The 20,429-nt window shown below is 65.1% G+C and carries 21 protein-coding genes and 1 pseudogene; 8 read left to right on the forward strand and 14 right to left on the reverse strand.

Annotated elements, in window-relative coordinates:
* Positions 1 to 16 precede the first annotated feature (16 nt).
* From gltX to G391_RS0112195, 3 genes are all read right to left on the reverse strand, one after another.
* The gene (gltX, locus tag G391_RS0112185) at positions 17 to 1,363 is read right to left on the reverse strand and encodes a glutamate--tRNA ligase (RefSeq protein ID WP_029087756.1); all 1,347 of its coding nucleotides are present in this window, start codon (positions 1,361 to 1,363) and stop codon (positions 17 to 19) included.
* A gap of 73 nt (positions 1,364 to 1,436) precedes the next feature.
* A complete protein-coding gene (gene dksA / locus G391_RS0112190) occupies positions 1,437 to 1,865 on the reverse strand; it encodes an RNA polymerase-binding protein DksA (protein ID WP_029087757.1) in 429 nt (142 codons plus the stop codon).
* Positions 1,866 to 1,986: 121 nt separating this feature from the next.
* Positions 1,987 to 2,403, reverse strand: a complete 417-nt coding sequence (locus G391_RS0112195; protein WP_029087758.1) for a flagellar assembly protein FliX — start codon at positions 2,401 to 2,403, stop codon at positions 1,987 to 1,989.
* Between the two features lie 182 nt (positions 2,404 to 2,585).
* On the opposite strand from G391_RS0112195, the gene G391_RS0112200 reads away from it, so the two are divergent.
* Genes G391_RS0112200 through G391_RS0112210 form a run of 3 tightly spaced genes read left to right on the forward strand, consistent with a single transcriptional unit; the run spans position 2,586 to position 4,461 of the window.
* Positions 2,586 to 3,692: a flagellar basal body P-ring protein FlgI gene (locus G391_RS0112200; RefSeq protein ID WP_029087759.1), complete on the forward strand. Its 1,107-nt coding sequence runs from the start codon at positions 2,586 to 2,588 to the stop codon at positions 3,690 to 3,692.
* Positions 3,692 to 4,024 carry a rod-binding protein gene (locus G391_RS0112205; RefSeq protein WP_029087760.1) on the forward strand — a complete coding sequence of 111 codons (333 nt, stop codon included), beginning with the start codon at positions 3,692 to 3,694 and terminating at the stop codon, positions 4,022 to 4,024. Before G391_RS0112200 ends, G391_RS0112205 begins: the two co-directional genes overlap by 1 nt.
* A complete protein-coding gene (locus tag G391_RS0112210; protein ID WP_029087761.1) occupies positions 4,024 to 4,461 on the forward strand; it encodes a hypothetical protein in 438 nt (145 codons plus the stop codon). The genes G391_RS0112205 and G391_RS0112210 overlap by 1 nt, the downstream gene beginning before the upstream one ends.
* Here G391_RS0112210 and G391_RS0112215 read toward each other — a convergent pair.
* A complete protein-coding gene (locus tag G391_RS0112215) occupies positions 4,439 to 5,932 on the reverse strand; it encodes an ABC-F family ATP-binding cassette domain-containing protein (RefSeq protein ID WP_245572105.1) in 1,494 nt (497 codons plus the stop codon). The two genes, G391_RS0112210 and G391_RS0112215, sit on opposite strands and share 23 nt — an antisense overlap.
* A 64-nt stretch (positions 5,933 to 5,996) precedes the next feature.
* On the reverse strand, positions 5,997 to 6,125 hold the full coding sequence (locus G391_RS15920; protein WP_282008822.1) for a hypothetical protein: 129 nt from the start codon (positions 6,123 to 6,125) through the stop codon (positions 5,997 to 5,999).
* 122 nt (positions 6,126 to 6,247) lie between these two features.
* Between G391_RS15920 and G391_RS0112220 the strand changes: the two genes are divergently transcribed.
* On the forward strand, positions 6,248 to 7,816 hold the full coding sequence (locus G391_RS0112220; RefSeq protein ID WP_029087763.1) for an EAL domain-containing protein: 1,569 nt from the start codon (positions 6,248 to 6,250) through the stop codon (positions 7,814 to 7,816).
* A 19-nt stretch (positions 7,817 to 7,835) separates the two neighbouring features.
* On the opposite strand, the gene G391_RS0112225 is transcribed toward G391_RS0112220, so the two are convergent.
* On the reverse strand, positions 7,836 to 8,279 hold the full coding sequence (locus tag G391_RS0112225) for a hypothetical protein (protein WP_029087764.1): 444 nt from the start codon (positions 8,277 to 8,279) through the stop codon (positions 7,836 to 7,838).
* Between the two features lie 141 nt (positions 8,280 to 8,420).
* On the opposite strand from G391_RS0112225, the gene uvrA reads away from it, so the two are divergent.
* Positions 8,421 to 11,315: an excinuclease ABC subunit UvrA gene (gene uvrA / locus G391_RS0112230; RefSeq protein WP_029087765.1), complete on the forward strand. Its 2,895-nt coding sequence runs from the start codon at positions 8,421 to 8,423 to the stop codon at positions 11,313 to 11,315.
* Here the strand turns inward: uvrA and G391_RS14845 are convergent.
* Positions 11,312 to 12,247, reverse strand: a complete 936-nt coding sequence (locus G391_RS14845) for a DUF7847 domain-containing protein (protein WP_051257373.1) — start codon at positions 12,245 to 12,247, stop codon at positions 11,312 to 11,314. The genes uvrA and G391_RS14845 overlap by 4 nt on opposite strands.
* A 119-nt stretch (positions 12,248 to 12,366) precedes the next feature.
* Between G391_RS14845 and G391_RS0112240 the strand changes: the two genes are divergently transcribed.
* The 3 genes from G391_RS0112240 to G391_RS0112250 all read left to right on the forward strand — a co-directional run bounded on the left by G391_RS0112240 (position 12,367) and on the right by G391_RS0112250 (position 14,345).
* Complete coding sequence (locus G391_RS0112240; protein WP_245572106.1) at positions 12,367 to 12,957, forward strand: DUF938 domain-containing protein; 591 nt, start codon at positions 12,367 to 12,369, stop codon at positions 12,955 to 12,957.
* A complete protein-coding gene (locus tag G391_RS0112245) occupies positions 12,957 to 13,745 on the forward strand; it encodes a pseudouridine synthase (protein WP_029087767.1) in 789 nt (262 codons plus the stop codon). The genes G391_RS0112240 and G391_RS0112245 overlap by 1 nt, the downstream gene beginning before the upstream one ends.
* A gap of 72 nt (positions 13,746 to 13,817) precedes the next feature.
* Complete coding sequence (locus G391_RS0112250; RefSeq protein ID WP_029087768.1) at positions 13,818 to 14,345, forward strand: hypothetical protein; 528 nt, start codon at positions 13,818 to 13,820, stop codon at positions 14,343 to 14,345.
* 13 nt (positions 14,346 to 14,358) lie between these two features.
* On the opposite strand, the gene ssb is transcribed toward G391_RS0112250, so the two are convergent.
* The 7 genes and pseudogenes from ssb to G391_RS15660 all read right to left on the reverse strand — a co-directional run.
* On the reverse strand, positions 14,359 to 14,826 hold the full coding sequence (gene ssb / locus G391_RS0112255) for a single-stranded DNA-binding protein (RefSeq protein WP_029087769.1): 468 nt from the start codon (positions 14,824 to 14,826) through the stop codon (positions 14,359 to 14,361).
* Positions 14,827 to 14,904: 78 nt separating this feature from the next.
* Positions 14,905 to 15,309 carry a hypothetical protein gene (locus G391_RS14850; protein ID WP_051257375.1) on the reverse strand — a complete coding sequence of 135 codons (405 nt, stop codon included), beginning with the start codon at positions 15,307 to 15,309 and terminating at the stop codon, positions 14,905 to 14,907.
* On the reverse strand, positions 15,309 to 15,986 hold the full coding sequence (locus tag G391_RS0112265) for a hypothetical protein (protein WP_029087770.1): 678 nt from the start codon (positions 15,984 to 15,986) through the stop codon (positions 15,309 to 15,311). The genes G391_RS14850 and G391_RS0112265 overlap by 1 nt, the downstream gene beginning before the upstream one ends.
* Before the next feature lie 52 nt (positions 15,987 to 16,038).
* Complete coding sequence (locus tag G391_RS0112270) at positions 16,039 to 18,690, reverse strand: hypothetical protein (protein WP_051257377.1); 2,652 nt, start codon at positions 18,688 to 18,690, stop codon at positions 16,039 to 16,041.
* A gap of 295 nt (positions 18,691 to 18,985) precedes the next feature.
* Entirely contained in the window at positions 18,986 to 19,810 is an 825-nt protein-coding gene (locus G391_RS0112275; protein ID WP_029087772.1) for a flagellin, read from the reverse strand.
* A gap of 140 nt (positions 19,811 to 19,950) precedes the next feature.
* Positions 19,951 to 20,160, reverse strand: a complete 210-nt coding sequence (locus G391_RS14855) for a hypothetical protein (RefSeq protein ID WP_035304536.1) — start codon at positions 20,158 to 20,160, stop codon at positions 19,951 to 19,953.
* Positions 20,161 to 20,334: 174 nt separating this feature from the next.
* Positions 20,335 to 20,429 (reverse strand): annotated as a pseudogene (locus G391_RS15660) (flagellin); the annotation flags it as partial.

A 20,429-nucleotide genomic window follows, 5' to 3' on the forward strand; every position in this document is an offset into this window, starting at 1 on the left:
GTGTTTGCGCGGCGGCCTAGCCGCCGCGAAGGCGCTCCAGGATCCGGTCCCGACCGATCAACGGCAGCAACGCCGCCATGTCGGGGCCGGCGTCCCGGCCCGTCAGGGCCTGGCGCAGCGGTTTGAACAGCGCCCCGCCCTTGGCCCCGGTGGCCTCTTTCACGGCATTGGTAAAGGCGGACCAGCTCTGGGTGTCCGGCTCTGATCCGGCAGGCACAACCTCTTCGAAGGCGACGATGGCCGCCGCTTTGAAGGCTTCGTCCAGACGCGGCCCCTCGACCGTGCCGGTCAAGGTCTCGGCCCAGCCCCGAGCGTCGTCGAACCGGTTCAGGTTCTCGCGCACCGCCAGCCAGAATGCTTCCCCCAGATCCGCGCCCAAGGTGGCCAGACGCGGCTGTGCCGCCGCATAGTCCAGGGCGTGAACGGCCTGGGCGTTCAGGCGGTCGAGGTCGGCGGTGTCGTAGCGGGCCGGCGCGCGACCCAGCTTTTCAAAGGCGAAACCCCCGGCCAGCTCATCCAGCGAACCGACCAGTTCGACGGGATCGGAGGTGCCGATGCGGCCCAGGTGGCTGGTGATGGCGATGGGCTCATAACCCTCGTCGCGCATCTGACCGACCGAGAGGGAACCAAGGCGCTTGGACAGGGCCTGACCGTCCGCCCCGATCAGCAGCGACATATGGGCAAAGGTCGGCGGCGTCGCCCCCAGGGCCTCGAAGATCTCGATCTGGGCACCGGAGTTGGTGACGTGGTCCTCGCCGCGCACGACGTGGGTGATGGCCATTTCGATGTCATCGACGACCGACGGCAGGGTGTAGAGGAACAGGCCGTCCTCGCGGATCAGCACCGGATCGGACAGCGACGCGGTGTCGACCTCGCAATGGCCGCGCACCAGATCCTCCCAGACGACGCGCTTGCCTTCCAGCTTGAAGCGCCAGTGGGGTTTGCGGCCCTCGGCCTCGAGCTTGGCCTTGTCCTCGTCCGTCAGGTCCAGGGCGGCGCGGTCGTAGATCGGCGGCTGGCCGCGCGAGAGCTGAACCTTGCGACGACGATCCAGCTCTTCCTGAGTTTCGTAGCAGGGATAGAGGCGGCCGGCGGCCTTCAGGGTCGCGGCGGCGCGTTCATAGCTATCGAAGCGTTTGGATTGATTGTACCGCTCGCCCCAGGGTAGACCGAGCCACGTCAGGTCCGTCTCGATGGCCTCTTCGTTCTCGATCGTGGACCGCTCCAGATCGGTGTCGTCGATACGCAGGACAAAGACACCCCCATGCTTGCGCGCGAACAGCCAGTTGACCAGCGCGGTGCGGACATTGCCGACATGGAGGCGCCCCGTCGGGGACGGCGCGAAACGGACCTTGACGGTCATGGGCCAAAACCTTGAAAACGTAAGGGGCGCTAGGTCGCGCTCCCGGCCCGCCAAGTCAAGGCTGCGTGCGCACTCAGTCGTCGCGGTGGACGCGCTCGCGGCGTTCGTGCCGTTCCTGGGCCTCGAGGCTGAGGGTCGCGGTCGGGCGGGCGTCGAGACGGGCCAGGCTGATCGGTTCGCCGGTTTCCTCGCAATAGCCGTAGGAGCCGTCCTCGATCCGGCGCAGGGCCTCGTCGATCTTGGAGATCAGCTTGCGCTGCCGGTCGCGGGTGCGAAGTTCCAGCGCCCGGTCGGATTCGGAAGATGCCCGATCGACCAGATCCGGGTGGTTGGACGTCTCAGCCTGAAGCTGGACAACAGTTCCGCGCGATTCACGCAGAATGTCATCTTTCCAGGCCAGCAGCTTTTTGCGGAAATAGTCGAGCTGTCGCTCGTTCATAAACGGCTCATCCACCGACGGCCGGTACTCGTCTTCGGGTGTCACAGACTTCAACGCCGACATTCAACCCCTCACGCCTAAGCGCCTCCCTGAGAGGAGGGGACCTATAGGCGTGCCCATGAGTCGGTTCAATGTGATCGAACCTGACTGATCGCTCACGGCCACGAGGTGTGTCGTTTGGGCGTCAGGCCACTCGGCGCACCCTGGCCTTGGCCAGTTCGACGGCGGCACGCGTTTCGATGTGATCAAGTACGTCCTGAAGGCCGGGGTCAGGATCACCCTGGCGCTGCTCTGCCGCCATGCGGGCCAGGGATTGCAAAGCTGCGGACCCATCCCCGTCGCTGAGCATGGCAACCTTGACCGCCTCCAGCCGGTCGAGCAACCCGCCCCCCCGTTTGAGGGCACGTCGCCTGCGTTCTGCCGGGCCATCCTCCTCCTGCAGAGCCAGAAGCGCAGCGACAGAGGCAATACCGGTCGTTGCCGCCGTTGGGGCCGTCGCCTTGGCCTGGCTGGGGCCAGATGACACGGAGAAGCCGCCGGAGGCACTGGCGGCGCGACGCGGGGACTGACTGGCGACGGAGCCTGAACCGGTGACCTTCATCCGGCCAGATTGGTCGCCAGCGATGACAGAAGACTTAACGGCTGGGCAGTTTCTGCCGCCCGGCGCGAATCCCCCATCGTTAACCAATGGGATCATTGATTTTACACCGGAATTGACGCGGTCTGACTGGCACAATCCTCGCAAGCCCCAAGGACGACTTATGCTTAACGGGCCCCTCCTCCATGACCCAGATCGTTCGCCTTGTCCTCTTCGCCCTGGCCGTCACGGCCATGAGCTTTGGGTCGGCCGTTGCCCAGTCGCGGATCAAGGACATTGTTTCGATTGAAGGCGTTCGCGCCAACCAGCTGATTGGGTACGGCCTGGTCGTCGGCCTGAACGGAACGGGAGATTCCCTGAGGAACTCGCCCATGACCCGCCAGAGCCTTGAGGCGATGATGGAACAGATGGGCGTCAATATCCGTGACGCCAACGCCAACACCCGCAACATCGCCGCCGTCATGGTCACGGCCGAGCTGCCGCCGTTCGCGACGCCGGGCTCTCGAATTGACGTGACGGTTTCGACCATGGGCGATGCCCGCAACCTGATGGGCGGCACCCTGTTGGTCACCTCCCTCACCGGGGCGGACGGTCAGGTCTATGCCGTGGCGCAAGGCTCGGTGCAGACCGGGGCCGTCGAGGGCCGGGGATCCTCGGGCTCGTCCGTATCGCGCGGCGTGCCGACGGCGGGTCGCATTGCCGGCGGGGCCGTGGTCGAGGCCGAGACGGGCTTTGACCTGCGCTCCATGCCGAATGTGCGGCTGGCCCTGCGCAATCCCGACTTCTCGACCGCCCAGCGGATTGCCCAGGCCATCAATGCGGTGCATCCCGGTACGGCCATCGCCGAGAACGGCACCGTCGTGGCCGTCCGCCCACCGGCTGGGCGCGATATGTCCAGCTTTATCGCGGCCATTGAGAACCTGCCGATCAATGTCGATGCCCCGGCCCGCGTGGTCGTCGATGAGGTCAACGGCGTCATCGTCATGGGCGACGATGTGCGGATCTCAACCGTTGCCATCGCCCAGGGAAATCTGACGATCAGCGTGCAGGAGAGCCCCTACGCCAGCCAGCCCGCGCCCTTCTCGGGCGGCGACACGGTGGTGCTGCCCGACAGCCAGGTGTCGATTGATGAGGAGCGTGGACGCGAAATCCGCATCGTCGGCGGCAGCGCCTCACTGTCGGAGTTGGTCAACGGCCTGAATGCCCTGGGCGTCAGTCCCCGCGACATGATCTCGATCCTCCAGGCCATTCGCGCCGCCGGTGCCCTGCAAGCCGATATCGAGGTGATGTGATGAGCGATCTGATCCCCTCACCTGCACTGACGCGCTCCGCAACGCCGACCTTGCCGATGGTCGGCCCCGGTGGGGACGTTCGCCGCGTCGCACAGGACTTTGAAACGACCTTCCTGGCCCAGATGCTTCAGCCGATGTTTGCCGGCCTGGAGACGGACGGCCCGTTCGGCGGGGGGCATGCGGAAGCCACCTGGCGGGGCTTTCTGATCGACGCCATGGCCCGACAGGTTTCCAGTGGCGGCGGCATCGGTCTGGCGGATCACGTCCAGCGCGAACTGCTGGCCCTGCAGACCGTCCCCGTCCAGCCCACCCCTACTGAAGAGCCCACCTGATGGCCCTGTTTGCCGACGACGCCCATGACCGCGTGTCCCAGTTGATTGCCCTGACCGAGCGCCTGACTGAGCGTCTCGCCGAAGAAACCCGGGCCTTTGAGATCCGGCGCCCGCAGGATGCCGTAGCGGGGATGGAAGAAACGCAGCGGCTAGCCAACCTGTACCGACACGAGTCCGCGCGCGTGAAGGCCGATCCGTCCCTGGTTGAAAACGCCGAGCTGAAACAGCGCCTGAGCCTGATCCAGGCTACGGAAGCGTTCGAAGCCGTGCTGGCGCGTCATGCGCGCGCCGTCGAAGCCGCCCGGACCATCTCGGAAGGGATCGTCCGCGCCATCGCCGCCGAGGTGGCCGAAGTCCGGTCGCCAGGCGGCTATGGAGCCGGTGGCCAGGCCCAGGCCGGCGACGCGCGAGCGGTTACGCTGAACAAGCAGGCGTAAGCTCGACTTTGCGAGTCACGCCAATGGCGTCGAGGAAATCGGCGTCGTGGCTGACGACAATCAGGGCCCCGTCATAGGCGTTCAGCGCCGCTTCGAGAGCGGTGATCGAGTCCAGATCCAGGTGATTGGTCGGTTCGTCCAGCAGGAGCAGCTGAGGCGGTTCTGTTCCCGTCAAGACGCAAGCCAGGGCGGCGCGCAGGCGCTCGCCACCCGAGAGCGTGCCGACGATGCGTTCCGCCGCCGTATTCCGAAACAGGAAGCGGGCGAGCGCCGCCTGGGCCTGGTTGCGGTCAGCGTCGGGGTTGAGACGCTGGTAGGCGGCGAGAAGCGTCTCCTCAGGCCAGAGAATAGCGGCCTGCTGGTCCAGCAGGACGGCGGCGACCGAACGCGCGACGCGCCCCGAGGCGCTTTCGACCTCGCCCGTGATCAATCGCAACAGGGTGGACTTGCCCGCGCCGTTCGGGCCGGTGACGGCCACCCGCTCTGGCCCGGTCAGATGCAGAGACAGCGGCCCCAGGATGGGACGCCCCTTGATCTCGACCCTTACGGCCTCGGCTTCGAAAACCGAGCGACCGGCCGGCAGGCCCGTGGTGGGCATGGGGATGTCGAGCGCCCGGTGGTGCTCAACGCCGTCGCGGGCCGCGACCAGGGCCGTTTCGGCCTCGCGGGTTCGATCTTGTGACGTGCGCTCGATGCGACCGCGCGTTTCTTCGGCCCGGCGCGCCATGGCACCGAGTGCGATCCGCGGGGCCGAGCCGGACGCGCTGAAGGCCCGACCGGCCCTGTCACGGCGGTCGCGGCGCTCGCGCGCCTGCTGGGCCTCGCGGCGGGCGGTGGATACGCCCCGCTCAGCGGCTTCCAGTCGCCGTTCCGCCGCCGCGCGTTCCGCTGCCTTGCGTTCGACATAGGCGTCGTAGCCCCCGCCGTAGATCTCGACGCCGAGGCTCGACAGTTCGACGATCCGATCCATGTGGCGCAGCAGCGCGCGGTCATGGCTGACCAGAACCACGCCACCGGGCCAGTCGCCGACAAACGCGGCCACGCCCACCCGGCCCTCGGCGTCAAGATGGTTGGTGGGTTCATCCAGGACGAGGAGCTCCGCTGGGCCCAGCCTCAGCCCCGCGAGCCTGAGGCGGGTCAGTTCGCCGCCGCTGAGCCTGGAGACGGCGCGACGGAGATCGAGATCTGACAGGCCCACACTGGACAAGGCTTCCTCGATCCGGCCTTGAAGGGACCAATCGGCCAGGGCGAGATCATCGCCCTTGGCCTGGCCCGCCAGAACACGCGCCAGCAAGGCCACCGCAGCGCGAACGCCCAACACATCGGCCACCGTCTCACCCACAGCCGGAGGACCGCCCTGGGGCAGCCAGCCGACCGGCGCGGCGCGAGAGACGTGGCCTTCATACGGGGAATCCAGTCCCGCGATCAGACGCAGCAGCGTGGTCTTGCCCACGCCGTTGCGACCGACCACGCCGGTTCTCTCCCGCCCAAAGGCGAGGGTCAGATTGTCGAAAAGCGTTGAACCGTCAGGTGTTCTAGCGGCGACGCCGTTCAGCGTCGCGAGCGCGGATGCGGACCGGCTTGGGTTGCGGCTGGGTGAGGACATGGGCGAGCAGAAGCAGCGGCAGGGAAAGGGCGATACCGATTTCCAGAATGCTGATCATATTCGTCGAGCCTCCATACTCAGTGCTCAACAGGAACAATGGGGCCAAGTTTACATTTTCGCAACCCTTTCCGCTCGCTCCGTCTCGACGAAATATTCATTCCGAGCTGCTAGACCGCCCATATGAGTCAAGCGTCCCGGTTTTTGAGTTTTGCCTTTGTCTCCTCGGATCTGCTGGTCGAGGTTGATGGCGAGCATCGAATTACATTTGCGGCTGGAGCCGCCGCCGCACCCGGTGCCTCGCCGCATGCTCATGTCGACAAATCACTGGACGAGGTCCTGGGGCGAGCCGGGTCCTGGCCCCTGCGCCAAGCCCTGTCCGGCCTGACTCCCGGCAAACGGATCGGCCCTGTCGAGGTGCTGGTCCCGTGCGGGGTCAACAAGGTTCGCAAGGCCATCGTGAGGGGGTTCCAGACTCCCGACCTCGCCCCGGCTGTTTCTCTGGGATTTTGCTGGGAAGGACCGGCGATGGATGCGCCGGCCAACGACGCCTCCATCCTGAATGCCGACAGTTTCCTGTCCTCAACCCGCGAGGTGCTGTCGAAGCTCGACGGGCCGGGCTCGGTTGCTTTCGTTGAAGTCGCGGGCCTGGCTCAACCGGGTGCCGAGGCCGCGCGCCAGTCGGTCGAAGCCGTCCTTCGCGACGCCTCCGTCGACGGCAAGACCGCCGCACGTCTGACGGACGACCGCTTTGCCGTTCTGCGAAGTGCCGATGACCAGAACTCGCTGGTTGAGTTGGTCACGGCGGCCTGCGCTGCGGAAAACCTCGCGGTCGCGCCGGTCGTCAGTGAAGAAACGCTCGATCCCAAGATTGAAGCGCCCCAGATGCTGCGGGCCCTGCGTTTTACCCTGTCGACCTGTATCGAGAAGGGCTTGGAGAGCACCGGCAACGTCTTCTCCGAAGAACTGGCCCGCACGGTCCAGGAAGCCGGTCGCTTCGCCAACATCGTGCGCGAGCGCGCGTTTGACGTGCACTACCAGCCGATTGTCGATCTCAAGACCCGCGCCATCCACCACCATGAGGTCCTGGCCCGATTTGGCGGAGGCGATACCGGCCGGATCATTCAAATGGCCGAAGAACTGGGCATGATCCGGGCCTTCGACCTGGCGGTCCTGGAGAAATCGCTGCGCACCCTGCGACAACCGGGTTCCGGTCTGGTCAAGTTGGCGATCAATGTCTCGGGCGACTCGCTGGTCGATGATGACTATGTCGAGACGCTGCTCAAGCGAACTTCGCTCAATGCCGATGACCGCCGCCGCCTGATGGTCGAGGTGACGGAAACCGCCGCTCTTGAAGACATAGACGCCGTCGGAGCCCGCCTCCAGCGCCTTCGTCAGGCCGGCATCAAGCTCTGTATCGATGACTTTGGCTCGGGCGCGGCGTCCTATGAGTACCTGCGCCGACTGCCGGTGGATGTGGTCAAGCTGGATGGGCGGCTGACGCGCTCGGTCGATGACGAGCGCACCCGCACCATGATCGCGCATCTGGTCGAGCTGTGCCGGACCCTGTCGGTCAAGATCGTGGCCGAACAGATCGAAACCCAGCCCATCGCCGATGCTCTCGACGGCCTCGGTGTCGACCTGGGCCAGGGCTGGCTCTATGCCAAGCCCACACCCGAACCGATGACGATGATCCCCGTGACCGGTGGCGGCCCGTCGCGGCGGACCGGAACCGTGGAAGGCTGGGGTTAGAATTTAGGCCGGAGCCGCCTCATTCGACGGTTCCGCTGCCGGGCCCCTGCCCTGAACCCGTCATCTCGACATTAAGATTGATGCCTCGCAGCTTCCAGGTGTCGTCCTCCTGGACGAATTCGCTACGCACCACCACGATCCTGTCAGGGTGCGAATAGGACTGCTCGACCGTATAGCCACGCGCGCCGTTGTCATTGGTCTGGTTACTGGACAAGACAATGGGGTCCGGCGCGGTTTCGAAAGGCACCATGTCGCGCAGCATCGGTAGCTGCTGGGCGACCAGCTGCTGATTGTTCTCCGACGACATCCCATCGATGATCGCCTGATCCTCGCCCGCGAGCAGGTGTTCGTACACTGCGTCAGCCTCGGCATTGAGCTCGGAATTCGAGCCGGAGTAGCTGGTCGAATACTGGCAACCCGCAAGCACAATAGCGGCAGCGGCGGCGGTCAGGGCTGAGCGCATGACAAAGGATCTCCTTCAGGCCGGCAGAGGTTAGGTCCGAATTCGCTCGTTCCCTAAATGTTCTTGCTGAATCATGGCGTTTGATGCCTACATAGAGGCGTTCCGCCGAAGCCATCCCTTCGGCCAGACTTGCCGGATCCCATGAGCGACCAACAGGCCTACATCCGCGTCAAAGGCGCGCGCGAGCACAATCTCAAGGGCGTGGATGTGGACATCCCGCGCGGCGAGCTGGTGGTCATCACCGGCCTGTCGGGCTCGGGCAAGTCATCGCTGGCGTTTGACACCATCTATGCCGAGGGCCAGCGGCGCTATGTCGAGAGCCTGTCGGCCTATGCGCGTCAGTTCCTGGAGCTGATGGGCAAGCCGGATGTGGACCTGATCGAAGGGCTGTCACCCGCCATCTCGATCGAACAGAAGACGACGTCAAAGAACCCGCGCTCGACCGTCGGCACGGTGACGGAGATCCACGACTATATGCGTCTGTTGTGGGCCCGGGTGGGCATCCCGTATTCGCCGGCGACCGGCCTGCCGATCGAAAGCCAGACCGTCAGCCAGATGGTCGACAAGCTGACCGCCCTCCCCGAGGGCGAACGCATCCTCTTGCTGGCCCCCGTCGTGCGCGACCGCAAGGGCGAGTACAGGAAAGAGATCGCCGAGTGGCAGCGCCAGGGTTTCCAGCGGCTGAAGATCGACGGTGAGTTCTGGGCCATCGAGGATGCGCCGGCCCTCGACAAGAAGTTCAAGCACGACATCGACATCGTGGTCGACCGGCTGGTCACGCGCGACGGCCAGGACAGCCGCTACGCCGACAGCCTGCAGACCGCACTGAACCTGGCCGACGGGCTGGCGGTGGCGGAATGGGCCGACAAGGCTGAGGGCGAAGATGAGCCCCGCCGGATGCTGTTTTCCGAGCGGTTCGCGTGTCCGGTGTCGGGCTTCACCATCGCCGAGATCGAGCCGCGGCTGTTCAGCTTCAACAATCCGGCAGGCGCTTGCCCGGTTTGTGACGGGCTGGGTCAGAAGCTGACCTTCGACGCCGATCTGATCGTGCCGGACCGCGACAAAACCCTGCACAAGGGGGCGATTGCGCCGTGGTCGCGCGGGCCGTCGCCGCTCTACACCCAGACCCTGCAGGCGCTGGCCCAGCACTACGGCTTCTCGATGGACAAGGCCTGGCGCGACCTGCCGGAGACGGCCCAGGAGGTGATCCTGTACGGATCGGGCGGCGACAAGATCAAGTTCGTCTATGACGACAACGCCCGCAAATATGAGGTGTCCAAGGCCTTCGAGGGCGTGTTGCCGAACCTCGAGCGGCGCTGGCGCGAAACCGACAGCGCCTGGGTCCGCGAGGAGATGGGCCGCTATCAATCCCAGACGCCGTGTCAGGCGTGTCTGGGCAAGCGCCTGAAGCCCGAGGCCCTGGCGGTGCGAGTGGCGGAACTGGACATCGGCGACGCCTCGAACTTTTCGATCAAGCAGGCCCACGCCTGGTTCTCCGGCCTGGAAAAGAGCCTGACCGAAAAGCAGTTGGAGATCGCCCGGCGCATCCTGAAAGAGATCAACGACCGGCTGGGCTTCCTCAACAATGTGGGGCTTGACTACCTCAGCCTCAGCCGCGCGTCCGGCACCCTGTCGGGTGGAGAGAGCCAGCGCATCCGTCTGGCCAGTCAGATCGGCTCGGGCCTGACCGGCGTGCTCTATGTGCTGGACGAGCCGTCGATCGGGCTGCACCAGCGAGACAATTCCCGCCTGCTGGAAAGCCTAAGAGGCCTGCGCGACCTGGGCAATTCGGTTCTCGTCGTCGAGCACGACGAAGAGGCGATCCTGACGGCAGACTACGTTATCGACATGGGCCCGGCGGCAGGTGTTCATGGCGGTGAGATCTGCGCGCAGGGCAAACCGGCCGAGGTCATGGCCAATCCTCGGTCGCTGACAGGGCAGTATCTGTCGGGAGCCCGTGAGATCGAGCTGCCGCCCGAGGGCCGTCGCCCCCGCAACCCGAAGAAGACGCTGAAGGTCATCGGCGCGACAGGCAATAATCTGAAGGATGTGACCGGCGAGATCCCGGTCGGCCTGTTCACCTGCGTCACCGGGGTGTCGGGCGGCGGCAAGTCGACCTTCACGATTGAGACGCTCTACAAGGCGGCGGCGCGGCGGTTGAACAATGCCTCGGACGCGCCCGCCCCCTTTGACCGCATCGAGGGTCTGGAGAGTTTCGACAAGGTCATCGACATCGACCAGTCGCCGATCGGGCGCACGCCGCGCTCGAACCCGGCGACCTATACCGGCGCGTTTGGGCCGATCCGGGACTGGTTCGCCGGCCTACCGGAGGCCAAGGCTCGCGGCTATGGACCGGGGCGGTTCAGCTTCAACGTCAAGGGCGGGCGGTGCGAAGCCTGTTCGGGCGACGGGCTGATCAAGATCGAGATGCACTTCCTGCCCGACGTCTATGTGACGTGCGACGTCTGCAAGGGCCGACGCTATAACCGGGAAACCCTGGAAATCCTGTTCAAGGGCAAGTCGATCGCCGATGTGCTGGACATGACGGTCGAAGAGGCCGCCAGCTTCTTCAAGGCGGTGCCGTCGATCCGCGACAAGATGGCGACGCTGGAGCGGGTCGGCCTGGGCTACGTCAAGGTCGGCCAGCAGGCCACCACCCTGTCCGGCGGGGAGGCCCAGCGCGTCAAGCTGGCCAAGGAGCTGTCACGCCGGGCGACCGGACGGACCCTCTACATCCTCGATGAGCCGACGACCGGCTTGCATTTCGACGATGTGAGAAAGCTGCTGGAGGTGCTGCACCAGCTCGTCGACAGCGGCAACACCATGATCGTCATCGAGCACAATCTGGATGTGGTGAAGACCGCCGACTGGGTGCTGGATTTCGGACCCGAGGGCGGCGACGGCGGCGGTGAGATCGTCGCCACTGGCACCCCCGAACAGATCGCAGCCGATCCCAAGAGCTGGACCGGCCGCTATCTGAAAGAGATTCTCGACCGGCACGCCGAGCGCGCCAGGTCGAGGAAGAAGTCGGCCTAGAGGTCCGGCTCGCCAGACACGGCTGCTACGGGCTCCACCGGCGACTCAAGATCGCCCCCACGTCCCGTCAGGCCGAGATAAGCCGAGGCGAACGGGGCGTAGAGAACTGCGAATTGCAGGGTGGAGATGATAAGATTGACAACGACGGCGACTATCACAACCGGTCCGATTGCGGCCAGGATCGACTCCATTTCTCCGCCGGAGATCGTCTCCTCAAAGCCCGCCATGCCCATGAACTGTAGCGGCATGGCGATGATCGCGCCGAGAACACTCACCACAATCGCCATCACGAAGGCGATAAGGGTCATTCCGAGCAGTGACCAAAACCGACCTTTGGTCAGCCCCCAGGAATCGAAGAAGGCGAAGCGGTTTTCCGCCACAACAATCGGCACGGCCAGGCTGAGCCGGATTGCCATCCAGATGAAAATGAAGATTGCGGTCAGCCCCGCCAGAATGCCGACCGCGACTCCGGCCCCCTCATTCGCTGAATAGACGGCCATCGTCGCTGCCGCGACGACGCCAACTAGGGCGACGTAGATCGCTATGAACACCAGCGCCAGCACGAAGGTGACCACCGCAACCCGAACTTCGTCCATGCCCAGGCGCATGAAGCCGAAGGCGCTGGAGCCCGGCGACAATACAGACCGTGCCACTGCCGCATTGAGAACCGCACCAAGAAGGATGCCGAGCGGCATCGCGATCAGCAGAATCGTTCCGTACAGGTTCAGGATAGGCATCAGCTCATCCATCGACGGCTCGGAGCCTTCAAGCGCCTGGAGTTGCGGCAACATAGCCAAGATCGGCCCGCCTACGGCGGCCAGCAAGACGGCGAAGAAGATGAGGTAGGCCAGTGACCACCACAGGATTACGAGCGGATTGCGCCTGACGACTCGAAAGCCCTCGAACGCAGATTCAGTTGCGGAAAATGCCATCACAGGCCCCCTCTTGGTCGCGGCCCCCGCCGCAGATCGGGGTGATCTTAGCCCGGATTGCGGCAAAAGCGCATGACACCTCTGTAAGAATGCTAAGGACGCATATGGCCGACGCCCGCATGACCTCTCCTTCCAGCGCCCGCAACACCACGCCGATTCTTAAGGTGCTCAAGGCACACATGCCGGCAATGGGCCCGGTTCTGGAAGTCGCCTGCGGGTCAGGAGAGCACGCGCTGGCATTCTCGCGGGCGATGCCGGGTCTGGCTTGGACGCCGAGCGACCCGGACGCGGCGGCACTGGCCTCAGCCGAGGCGTGGCGGGCGGATGGGCCACCCAATCTGGAGGCACCGATCCGGCTGGATGTGACGGAAGAGACGACCTGGCCGGACGCGACGTTCAAGGCCCTCTATTGCGCCAACATGATCCACATCAGTCCATGGTCCGCGACCGAAGGCCTCTTGCGGTTGGCAGGGCGGGTTTTGCTCAATCCGGGCGGACTGCTGGCGCTGTACGGTCCCTATCTTGAGGCGGATGCGGCGACGGCGGCGTCGAATCTGGCCTTTGACGAGAGCTTGAAGGCGCGGGACCCGGCCTGGGGCCTCCGCAGCCGCGAGGATGTCGTCGATGTCGCGCGCGACCAGGGGCTGGCCTACACCCTGCGTGTGCCCATGCCGGCCAACAATCTGATGCTGCTGTTCCGGCGGGTATGATGGCGTGGTCAGGGGTTTGGCGCGGCGATGAGCCTGTGCGTCTCAACAAGTTCATGGCTCAGTCTGGCGTCTGCTCGCGGCGTGAGGCCGACGGGCTGATCGCATCAGGCCTGGTCACCGTTGAAGGCGTGGTCGTCGCCGACGCCGGGCGCAAGGTCGAGTCCGGGCAGACGGTCGCTCTGGCCGATGCCGCGCAGGCCGCACTGGATGGCGTTTCGGTCCTGCTGAACAAGCCGACAGGCTATGTTTCCGGGCAACCTGAACCGGGGAAGATCCCCGCGGCACGGCTGCTGAGCGCGGACAGACAGGTTGGGCTGGGTGCCGTACCCGCCAGCGATCAGTCACTACCCCCTGTCGGACGGCTCGACGAGGATTCCCGCGGGCTGTTGCTATTGTCGACGGACGGCGTCGTCGCCAAAGCCGTGATCGGGCCTCTGTCCGAGATCGACAAGGAGTATCGGGTTCGGGTGCGTGGCGAGGTGACCCCCGCCATCATTGAGCGCCTGCGCCACGGGCTGGAACTGGACGGACGGGCGCTCAAGCCCGCCGGGGTGTTCGACAACGGCAAGGGACGGCTGAAATTCATCCTCAAGGAAGGCCGCAATCGCCAGATTCGGCGGATGTGCGATCTGGTCGGCCTGCGGGTCGTGGACCTCCAGCGGACGCGCATCGGACCGATCAAGCTGGGTGATCTGGAAGAAGGGCGCTGGCGTCACCTGACCGCCGAAGAGCGTCAGGCGCTCATCGCGGCCTCGACGGCACAATCGGGGCACCTCGACGGCGATTGACCAAACGCGCGGATGAGCGCCTAAATCGAACGTCGTTCTGGCGCGTCTGGCGCCGCTCTGGAGGCCTATGCCATGATCCGGTACCCGCTCATTGCTGTCGCCGTTCTCGGATTGGTGGCCTGTTCGCCGCCTGCCGGAGGAGGCGATCCGGCTTCACCAGAGGGGCCAGCCACAGAGCAGGCCAGCGCAGATCAGGCCCCGTTTACGACGAGGGCCCTGTCCGACTTGATCACCGAACGAGGGGCCGAGGCGGCGCTGGGGGATCTGCTCGCAGCCCCCGAAGACCCGAGATGGCAGGCGACTTTGGACGGAATTTCGGACGGCGACATTTCCTGGATGGCTTCGGCCGCTCCGCTGGTTCCCTTCTTTGACGGCGAGGCCGCCGAAAGCGGCTTTGCCGCCTTCGCCCATGCCCTGGCCCTTGAACCCGTCACCGTGCTGTCCTCGGTCGGCCCCGATGGGATGGCTTCGGTCTGCGAGCCCTATCCGCCAGAGGAAACGGCCGCCAAACAGACAGCCCTCATGGCGGTGCCGGACGATTCGCCCGTGGTCGCGCTGCGCGACGAATGCCTGACCCTGCTGTCAGGCGAGCCGACGTGACGATCCGACACCCCTAGAAGGGGATGTCGTCATCCATCGGAAAGTCCTGCTTGGGGCCACTGGAGCGGGCCGGCTGGCCGCCACCCGAATAGCCGCCGTAGTCATCACCCGACGAGGCCCCACCCCCTTCGTTGCGGCCATCCAGCATGGTCAGTTCGCCACGGAAGCGTTGAAGCACGATCTCGGTCGAGTACTTCTCGACGCCGTTCTGCTCGTACTTGCGGGTCGACAGCTGACCTTCGATGTAAACCTTGGCACCCTTGCGCAGGTAGTTTTCCGCCACCTTCACCAGGTTCTCGTTGAAGATAACCACGCGGTGCCACTCGGTCTTTTCCTTGCGCTCGCCGCTCGACTTGTCGCGCCACGTCTCAGACGTCGCGACATTGAGGTTGGCAACGCGGTCGCCCGAGTTGAGCGTGCGAATCTCCGGGTCCCGCCCGAGGTTTCCGACCAGAATGACCTTGTTCACGCTTCCCGCCATGGGGAGGCTCCTTTCCGTGCTTGACCATCCGTCGTGGTGGATGGCGATGTTCTATTTATGTTCTGGTCACCCGGAAGGTCAACCGCCCCCCGTTTCGGGCGCGGCCGGCTCCTGAGCGAAGGCCCCCGGAATCGCGAGCCGCCCGTCGTGCGTCCGGCGTAGCGCGATGAACCGCCCACCGTCCAGATGGCGTGACAGCGACACCCCTGCACTATCCACAAACAGATACTGGCTTCCGTAGTAGCCGATCACCTCGCGGCGCGTTCCGCCCATGCGCAACCACCGGACGCGGTTCTCTTCGAGGCGCGCCGCACAGTTCTCCATATTCGGCTGGAGATCAGGCATGGCGGTGAAATTGACGGTGCCGTCCTGCTGGGGCGCAACCAGAAAGCAGGTCCCGTTGGGCGCGTCGGGAACTTCAATCTTGGCCTGGCATCCGGCCAGGGTCAGACCACACGCTGCGGCGAACAGAAGGGTACGCATCAACGAACGTCTCCGATTGAACAATCCCGGCCTTGCGGGGCAATTGCGCGGAAGTTGGTGTTGTCGCTCGACTGTTCCACACGCCCGGGGACCAGCCTCAGGGTGGTGTCACCCCAGCGCCCGTAGGAGGCTCCGCCGAGCTGTTCGCACCGTCCGCCATAGAGCGACTGAACACAGGCCCCCAGCGACATGGTCCCGACTTCGCGCCATTCGCCGCCGGCGTGACGCATACAGCGTTGGCCCGACGCCTGCTGGGCCTGGGGCCCGGGACGCGGCTCCACCGGACGGGCATCGACCTGTTCCGTTACGGGCATTGGGTCCGGCTCGTCGACGAGCGGCGGAAGTTCAGGCGGCGGCGTAAAGGGGATCGCCGTCAAAGCTCCGGTTGAATCCAGCCCGACATCCAACGCCTGGGAGGCAACGCCGTTGCGCTGGGCGCAATCGGCCAAGGTCGCCATGCCGACAAACTGGCCACCGACAAAACAACGCAGCTGCTGATCCGGGCTGAGAGATTCCGGGTCCGACACATTCAACTGTAGGCCGGCGCGCTCGGGGGGCGTCTCTGTGTCCTCACGATCGCGATCCGACGGGCCACCCGTCAGCAGGATGGCTGCCAGCCCGGCGGTCAGGATGGCGGCAACACCGCCGAGAATGAGGACGAGACGCTGATTATCCATGACCATCGCCGCTGTTTGTGGTGCGGCAATAAGGCCGTCTCATGGCCCTGCGTCAACCGCCTCCGAGCTTGATCAGAGCCGCCTGATAATTCGCCATCTGCTTGGACTGGTATTCGGAATAGACGGGATTGGCCAAGGCGGCGGCCTGAGGGTTGTCCAACTCTGTCAGCTTTCGATAGGCCGCCATCAGTTGCAGCTTGGCCGCCTGGATGGAATCCCGCGCCGCCTTGATCCCCGCCTTGGAGGTGAGCGTCAGGTCGGTCTGCATCCGCAAGGCATAGACCGCCCGATCATCCGCCAGGCCACCGGACGGGTGCAACAGCGTCTGGGCCAGGCCCATGGCCTCCAGCGCATCGCGCCCGAGCGATCCAGCAATGATTTCGACCGGTGCCCGGCCCGGCTTGAGCGAAACCTTGAGGCCTTGGACGCCATCGGAAGGGAGAACCTTGGCTTCGAGACGATTCTGGGACGCCGTGGAGATCTTCTTGGCCAGGGTGTCGTAGGTATCGTTGGCCTCGATGGTGATGGTGCGCAGACGCCCCGACCCCAGATCGAGCATGAACTGATCACCGGCCCGCACCGAGGTGGCATCCACCAGCTTTTGAGACGGCTTGAAGTCGATCGTGCCCTGCGGCAGGCCCAGCCGGTCCAGAACACTGGCCCCTCCGGTGGCCACGCCGACCGCCATCGGGCGAATGCGACCGTCCTTGCCCTGGAATTCGCGCTGCCATTCGATGGTTCCGCTGTCGGCGTCCAGTCGAAGCAGACGCCCGGTCGCGGTCTGGGTGGCCCCCTCCCCGACGACGGAAACCTGTCCCGTCAGCCAGATCTTGCCATCCTGAACCGCGGCAGACACCGCAGAATCATCACCGACCCCACCGATGAAGGTCATCCGGTCGGCCGCATCTGCAGTCAGGCTCCCATCCAGGCGCAGCACGAAGGCGTCCTGGCCGCCAGCATGGCTATTGCCCGCGACACCGTCACCCAGCGACGCGTTGCGGCTGGTTCCGGTCACGATCACCCGCCCGCCATCCAGAGACAGTGACGCCAGGTCGCCCTGAAGGTTGCCGAGATCGCGCATCGCCACGAGGCTCGGAGCCTGCGGGTCGCTCAGGTCGTATCTGCGCAGCACAGCCCGCCCATTGTCGATTCCAGCCACGATGAGGGTCGTGCCTTCGACCGCGATGCGTGACGCGGCATCGTCCCCGCTGGTTCCGAACTGCTGGGTGCCGAGGAAGCCGCCCGTCGCAGAGACGGTCTGGAGGTAGCCGTCCCAGCCCCCGAGCGCACCGGCACCAGCCATTCCCGAACGGGTGCGACCGCTCACATAGATCGAACCATCGGCTCCAAAGGCCACCGATGTCGCCTCATCCTCGGCGCGCGCGGCCCGACGTTCGGTCCACAGCTCGCCGCCCTGGGCATCGAAAACCGTGAGAAAGCTGTCGGCCTTGGTCGCATCCGCCCCCACCTTGCCGCCGTCCAACGCCCCGGTGACCGATCCCACGACGGCGATGCGGCCATCGTCGCCGATGGCGAAATCGCGGGCCATGGCCTCACTGGCGGCTCCCAGGGTGCGGGTAAACACCAGACGCCCTGCCGAATCGTACTTTTGCAGGACCGCGTCGCGCGCTCCCTTGATGGTCTGGCCGTCGACGGTGCCGTCTGCCTCGCCCAGCACATAGACCGACCCGTCAGCGCCGGTGCGTACCGCGCGGACTTCGTCCAGCCCGGCCGATAGGGCCGCCAGGCGGGCACGGTCCTGGACCGGCATATCGCCCTGGCCGGTCGGAACCGGCGGCGCGCCTGCACCAACCTGGCCGGTATCGGCCTGGTACTTGGCCAGCGAGAGCTGGCCGTCCTTGCCGCCGACCTGCGCCACAAAGACGGCATCGGACCGGTCCGATGCTGAAAAGCTGAGGGTTTCCGTCGAGATCGCCTTGACCGCGAGGGCATAGCTGTCGTTGTCGGATGGCAGGGTCAGGGTCCGATCTCCGACCTTCATCGTCTTGGGCGTCCCGGCGATCACCTGCATCCCGAACCGGGTTTCGACCCCGGCATCGGCCAGCTTCTGGTTGAAATAGGCATTGACCTGACTGAGCGTGCGCTCCGTCGAGCCCATCTCCGCCAGGTCGAAATTGATCGTCGTGTCCCCGGTCAGCCGGGTGACGGTCAGGCTGAACCGGACATCGCCGGCATAGGCGTCGACCGGCTCGGAGAGCAGACCGCCATGGATGGCCGGTGTCACATAGGTATAGGCCGCCTTGGCAGGGCCGACGGTCGCCTTGGCTGTCGCTCCTGCGGCGGTTCGCGCAATGCGGATCGACTCAAAGGCATCGCTGGCCAGGAAGCTGTTGATTTCCTTCAGGCCTGATTGGAAGGTCCGCTCCAGCCGCGCCAACTCGGTCGTCGGCGTCGACTTGTTGTCGGCCCGCAGCGCCACCGCGTCCAGCATGGCCAGCCCCTGATGCAAGGCAAACAGGCGCCGGTAGTCCTCGGCTGCCCCCTTGGCATCGATCACAGGCGTCCGCAGGTCGACAAACCGGGCCCCGGCCAGGGCAGAGCGCACCAGAGCACTCGGCTCACTCTTGGCCGCGCCGACCCACGGAGCTGTGGGGGTGCGATCGACTGAGGATGCGCCAAGACCGATCCCGCCGCTGGACGGAACCGTGATCGTCCCGCCGAACAAACCGGCGAGGTAGCCCATGCTCGTCGCATTAAGCGCCATAACGTCCAAGAATGACGTGGCCGTGCCTAAGAATCCCTAAAGTTGCCGCGTTCGGGCCACGTCGCAGCCGGGATGGCGTTCCAAACGACTCACAGTAACGTTGCTCTGTGAGCGGAACGATCCTCTGCGGGAGGCGTTTGGCCCGCGCATGATGAGGAGGTCCACCATGGCCGCTCTAAGAAATGCCCTGATCTGGGTTCTGTCTCAGTACGGTTTTGTTCGGCGTTCCGCCCCGCGGCGGCAGCCCTGGGTTCACATCGGTCCGGTCAGCTAGTTAGCCGTTACGGAACAACGACAGGACGATCTGCGGAGCCGAGTTGGCGATCGAAAGGGCTTGGGCCCCTAGCTGCTGCTGGACCTGGAGCGCCTGGAGCCGCGCGGACTCCTTCGCAAGATCGGCGTCAACCAGCTGGCCGATGCCGGTTTCGAGGGTGTCTGCCAGTTTCGAGACGAAGACCAGATGCTGGTCGATCCGCTTGGATTCAGCCCCAAGAGCCGCCATGCGCGAGGTTGCCGTGGCCAAGGCGGTTTCCACGAGGCCCAGCGCCGTCGTTGCATTGGCCGCCGTCAACAGGTCGCCGCTTAGCCCCAGCCCCGTGAGCGACAAATCCTGACGCGTCAACGGAATGGTCTCCGTCGCATCCGTATTCGCCAGGAAGGCGAGATCGGCCGTCAGCGAGTTGTTGAGAATGTTTGAGCCGTCGAACGAGGCATTGTCTGCGAACGACGTGATCGACGCCAGCAGAGCCTGGAAATCCTGATTATAGGCGGCTCGCGACGCCGCGCTGATCGAAGGATCGGCGGCCGCGGTGGCGTGCTGACGAAGCTCGCCGATCAGCTCGACGATCTGTTCGCCTGCCGCCAAGGAGACATCGGCCACAGACTTGGCGCGGTTCAGGCTGTTGGTGACGGACTCAAGCGCCTTCATGTCAGCGCGCTGTCCCTCGGCCACCGCCCAGATCGCCGCGTTGTCACGCGCGCCCTGAACCTTCAAACCCGTAGAAACCCGGTTCTGAACGTCGCCCAGACGATCGTTCGTGCGGTTAAGATTCTGAAGGGCGATCAGTGCCGCCGAGTTTGTATGAACGCTGGTGGTCATTTTGAGCCGGTCCCCCAAGGGTATCGCTGGAATCCTATGGGCCGAGTCGTGTGCGTATGGTTAACGAGGTCGGAACGCCAAATGCCGCGCGGCGAGGATGCCTGCGCGGGAATTTCTTCGAACGAGCGGCTGGCTCTCGCTCAGGCCTGGGTGTCGATCACAGATCCCTGGGCATAGCTGGGCTCGGACTTGAGCCGGATCACGGCCTCGCGCGGATAGGCGCTGACAACCTGACCGGTCAGTCGATCGACGCTCTTATAAACATAGCCGGACACCGGATCGCCCTCGATGATCAGGCGATGGTTGGTCAGGGTTTCGGCACCTTGCCGTGCCTCACGCTGGTTCGACATGTTCGGCCCCGATGCATCCGCACCGGACTTTATGAGCGTCAATGACACCGCTCTTACGGGTTCGACATTCTGGCTCATCTCCCTTGAGCGCCCTTTCTGGACGCCTCCTGACTAGGGCCCTTTGTTCAAGGCCCGGGTGGTTGGGGGCGGTATGAACCGCCCCCGGTCACGCGGTTAGCGGAACAGGCCCAGGAGGGCCGAGCTCGAGCTATTGGCGATGGACAGCGCCTGGACACCGAGCTGTTGCTTGGTCTGCAGGGCGGTCAGTC

The sequence above is a fragment of the Brevundimonas aveniformis DSM 17977 genome (assembly GCF_000428765.1).
GTDB classification, from domain to species: domain Bacteria; phylum Pseudomonadota; class Alphaproteobacteria; order Caulobacterales; family Caulobacteraceae; genus Brevundimonas; species Brevundimonas aveniformis.

What these genes read in the sequence shown, in the direction of transcription:
- ssb (WP_029087769.1), bottom strand. Translation starts at nt 14,826, where the DNA reads ATGGCGGGAAGCGTGAACAAGGTCATTCTGGTCGGAAACCTCGGGCGG.
- G391_RS0112245 (WP_029087767.1), top strand. Translation starts at nt 12,957, where the DNA reads ATGGCGTGGTCAGGGGTTTGGCGCGGCGATGAGCCTGTGCGTCTCAAC.
- uvrA (WP_029087765.1), top strand. Translation starts at nt 8,421, where the DNA reads ATGAGCGACCAACAGGCCTACATCCGCGTCAAAGGCGCGCGCGAGCAC.
- G391_RS0112210 (WP_029087761.1), top strand. Translation starts at nt 4,024, where the DNA reads ATGGCCCTGTTTGCCGACGACGCCCATGACCGCGTGTCCCAGTTGATT.
- G391_RS0112225 (WP_029087764.1), bottom strand. Translation starts at nt 8,279, where the DNA reads ATGCGCTCAGCCCTGACCGCCGCCGCTGCCGCTATTGTGCTTGCGGGT.
- G391_RS14845 (WP_051257373.1), bottom strand. Translation starts at nt 12,247, where the DNA reads ATGGCATTTTCCGCAACTGAATCTGCGTTCGAGGGCTTTCGAGTCGTC.
- G391_RS14855 (WP_035304536.1), bottom strand. Translation starts at nt 20,160, where the DNA reads ATGTCGAACCAGCGTGAGGCACGGCAAGGTGCCGAAACCCTGACCAAC.
- G391_RS0112200 (WP_029087759.1), top strand. Translation starts at nt 2,586, where the DNA reads ATGACCCAGATCGTTCGCCTTGTCCTCTTCGCCCTGGCCGTCACGGCC.
- dksA (WP_029087757.1), bottom strand. Translation starts at nt 1,865, where the DNA reads ATGTCGGCGTTGAAGTCTGTGACACCCGAAGACGAGTACCGGCCGTCG.
- G391_RS0112275 (WP_029087772.1), bottom strand. Translation starts at nt 19,810, where the DNA reads ATGACCACCAGCGTTCATACAAACTCGGCGGCACTGATCGCCCTTCAG.
- G391_RS15920 (WP_282008822.1), bottom strand. Translation starts at nt 6,125, where the DNA reads ATGATCAGCATTCTGGAAATCGGTATCGCCCTTTCCCTGCCGCTGCTT.
- G391_RS0112250 (WP_029087768.1), top strand. Translation starts at nt 13,818, where the DNA reads ATGATCCGGTACCCGCTCATTGCTGTCGCCGTTCTCGGATTGGTGGCC.
- G391_RS0112195 (WP_029087758.1), bottom strand. Translation starts at nt 2,403, where the DNA reads ATGAAGGTCACCGGTTCAGGCTCCGTCGCCAGTCAGTCCCCGCGTCGC.
- G391_RS0112265 (WP_029087770.1), bottom strand. Translation starts at nt 15,986, where the DNA reads ATGGATAATCAGCGTCTCGTCCTCATTCTCGGCGGTGTTGCCGCCATC.
- G391_RS0112205 (WP_029087760.1), top strand. Translation starts at nt 3,692, where the DNA reads ATGAGCGATCTGATCCCCTCACCTGCACTGACGCGCTCCGCAACGCCG.
- G391_RS0112270 (WP_051257377.1), bottom strand. Translation starts at nt 18,690, where the DNA reads ATGGGCTACCTCGCCGGTTTGTTCGGCGGGACGATCACGGTTCCGTCC.
- G391_RS0112220 (WP_029087763.1), top strand. Translation starts at nt 6,248, where the DNA reads ATGAGTCAAGCGTCCCGGTTTTTGAGTTTTGCCTTTGTCTCCTCGGAT.
- G391_RS14850 (WP_051257375.1), bottom strand. Translation starts at nt 15,309, where the DNA reads ATGCGTACCCTTCTGTTCGCCGCAGCGTGTGGTCTGACCCTGGCCGGA.
- gltX (WP_029087756.1), bottom strand. Translation starts at nt 1,363, where the DNA reads ATGACCGTCAAGGTCCGTTTCGCGCCGTCCCCGACGGGGCGCCTCCAT.
- G391_RS0112240 (WP_245572106.1), top strand. Translation starts at nt 12,367, where the DNA reads ATGACCTCTCCTTCCAGCGCCCGCAACACCACGCCGATTCTTAAGGTG.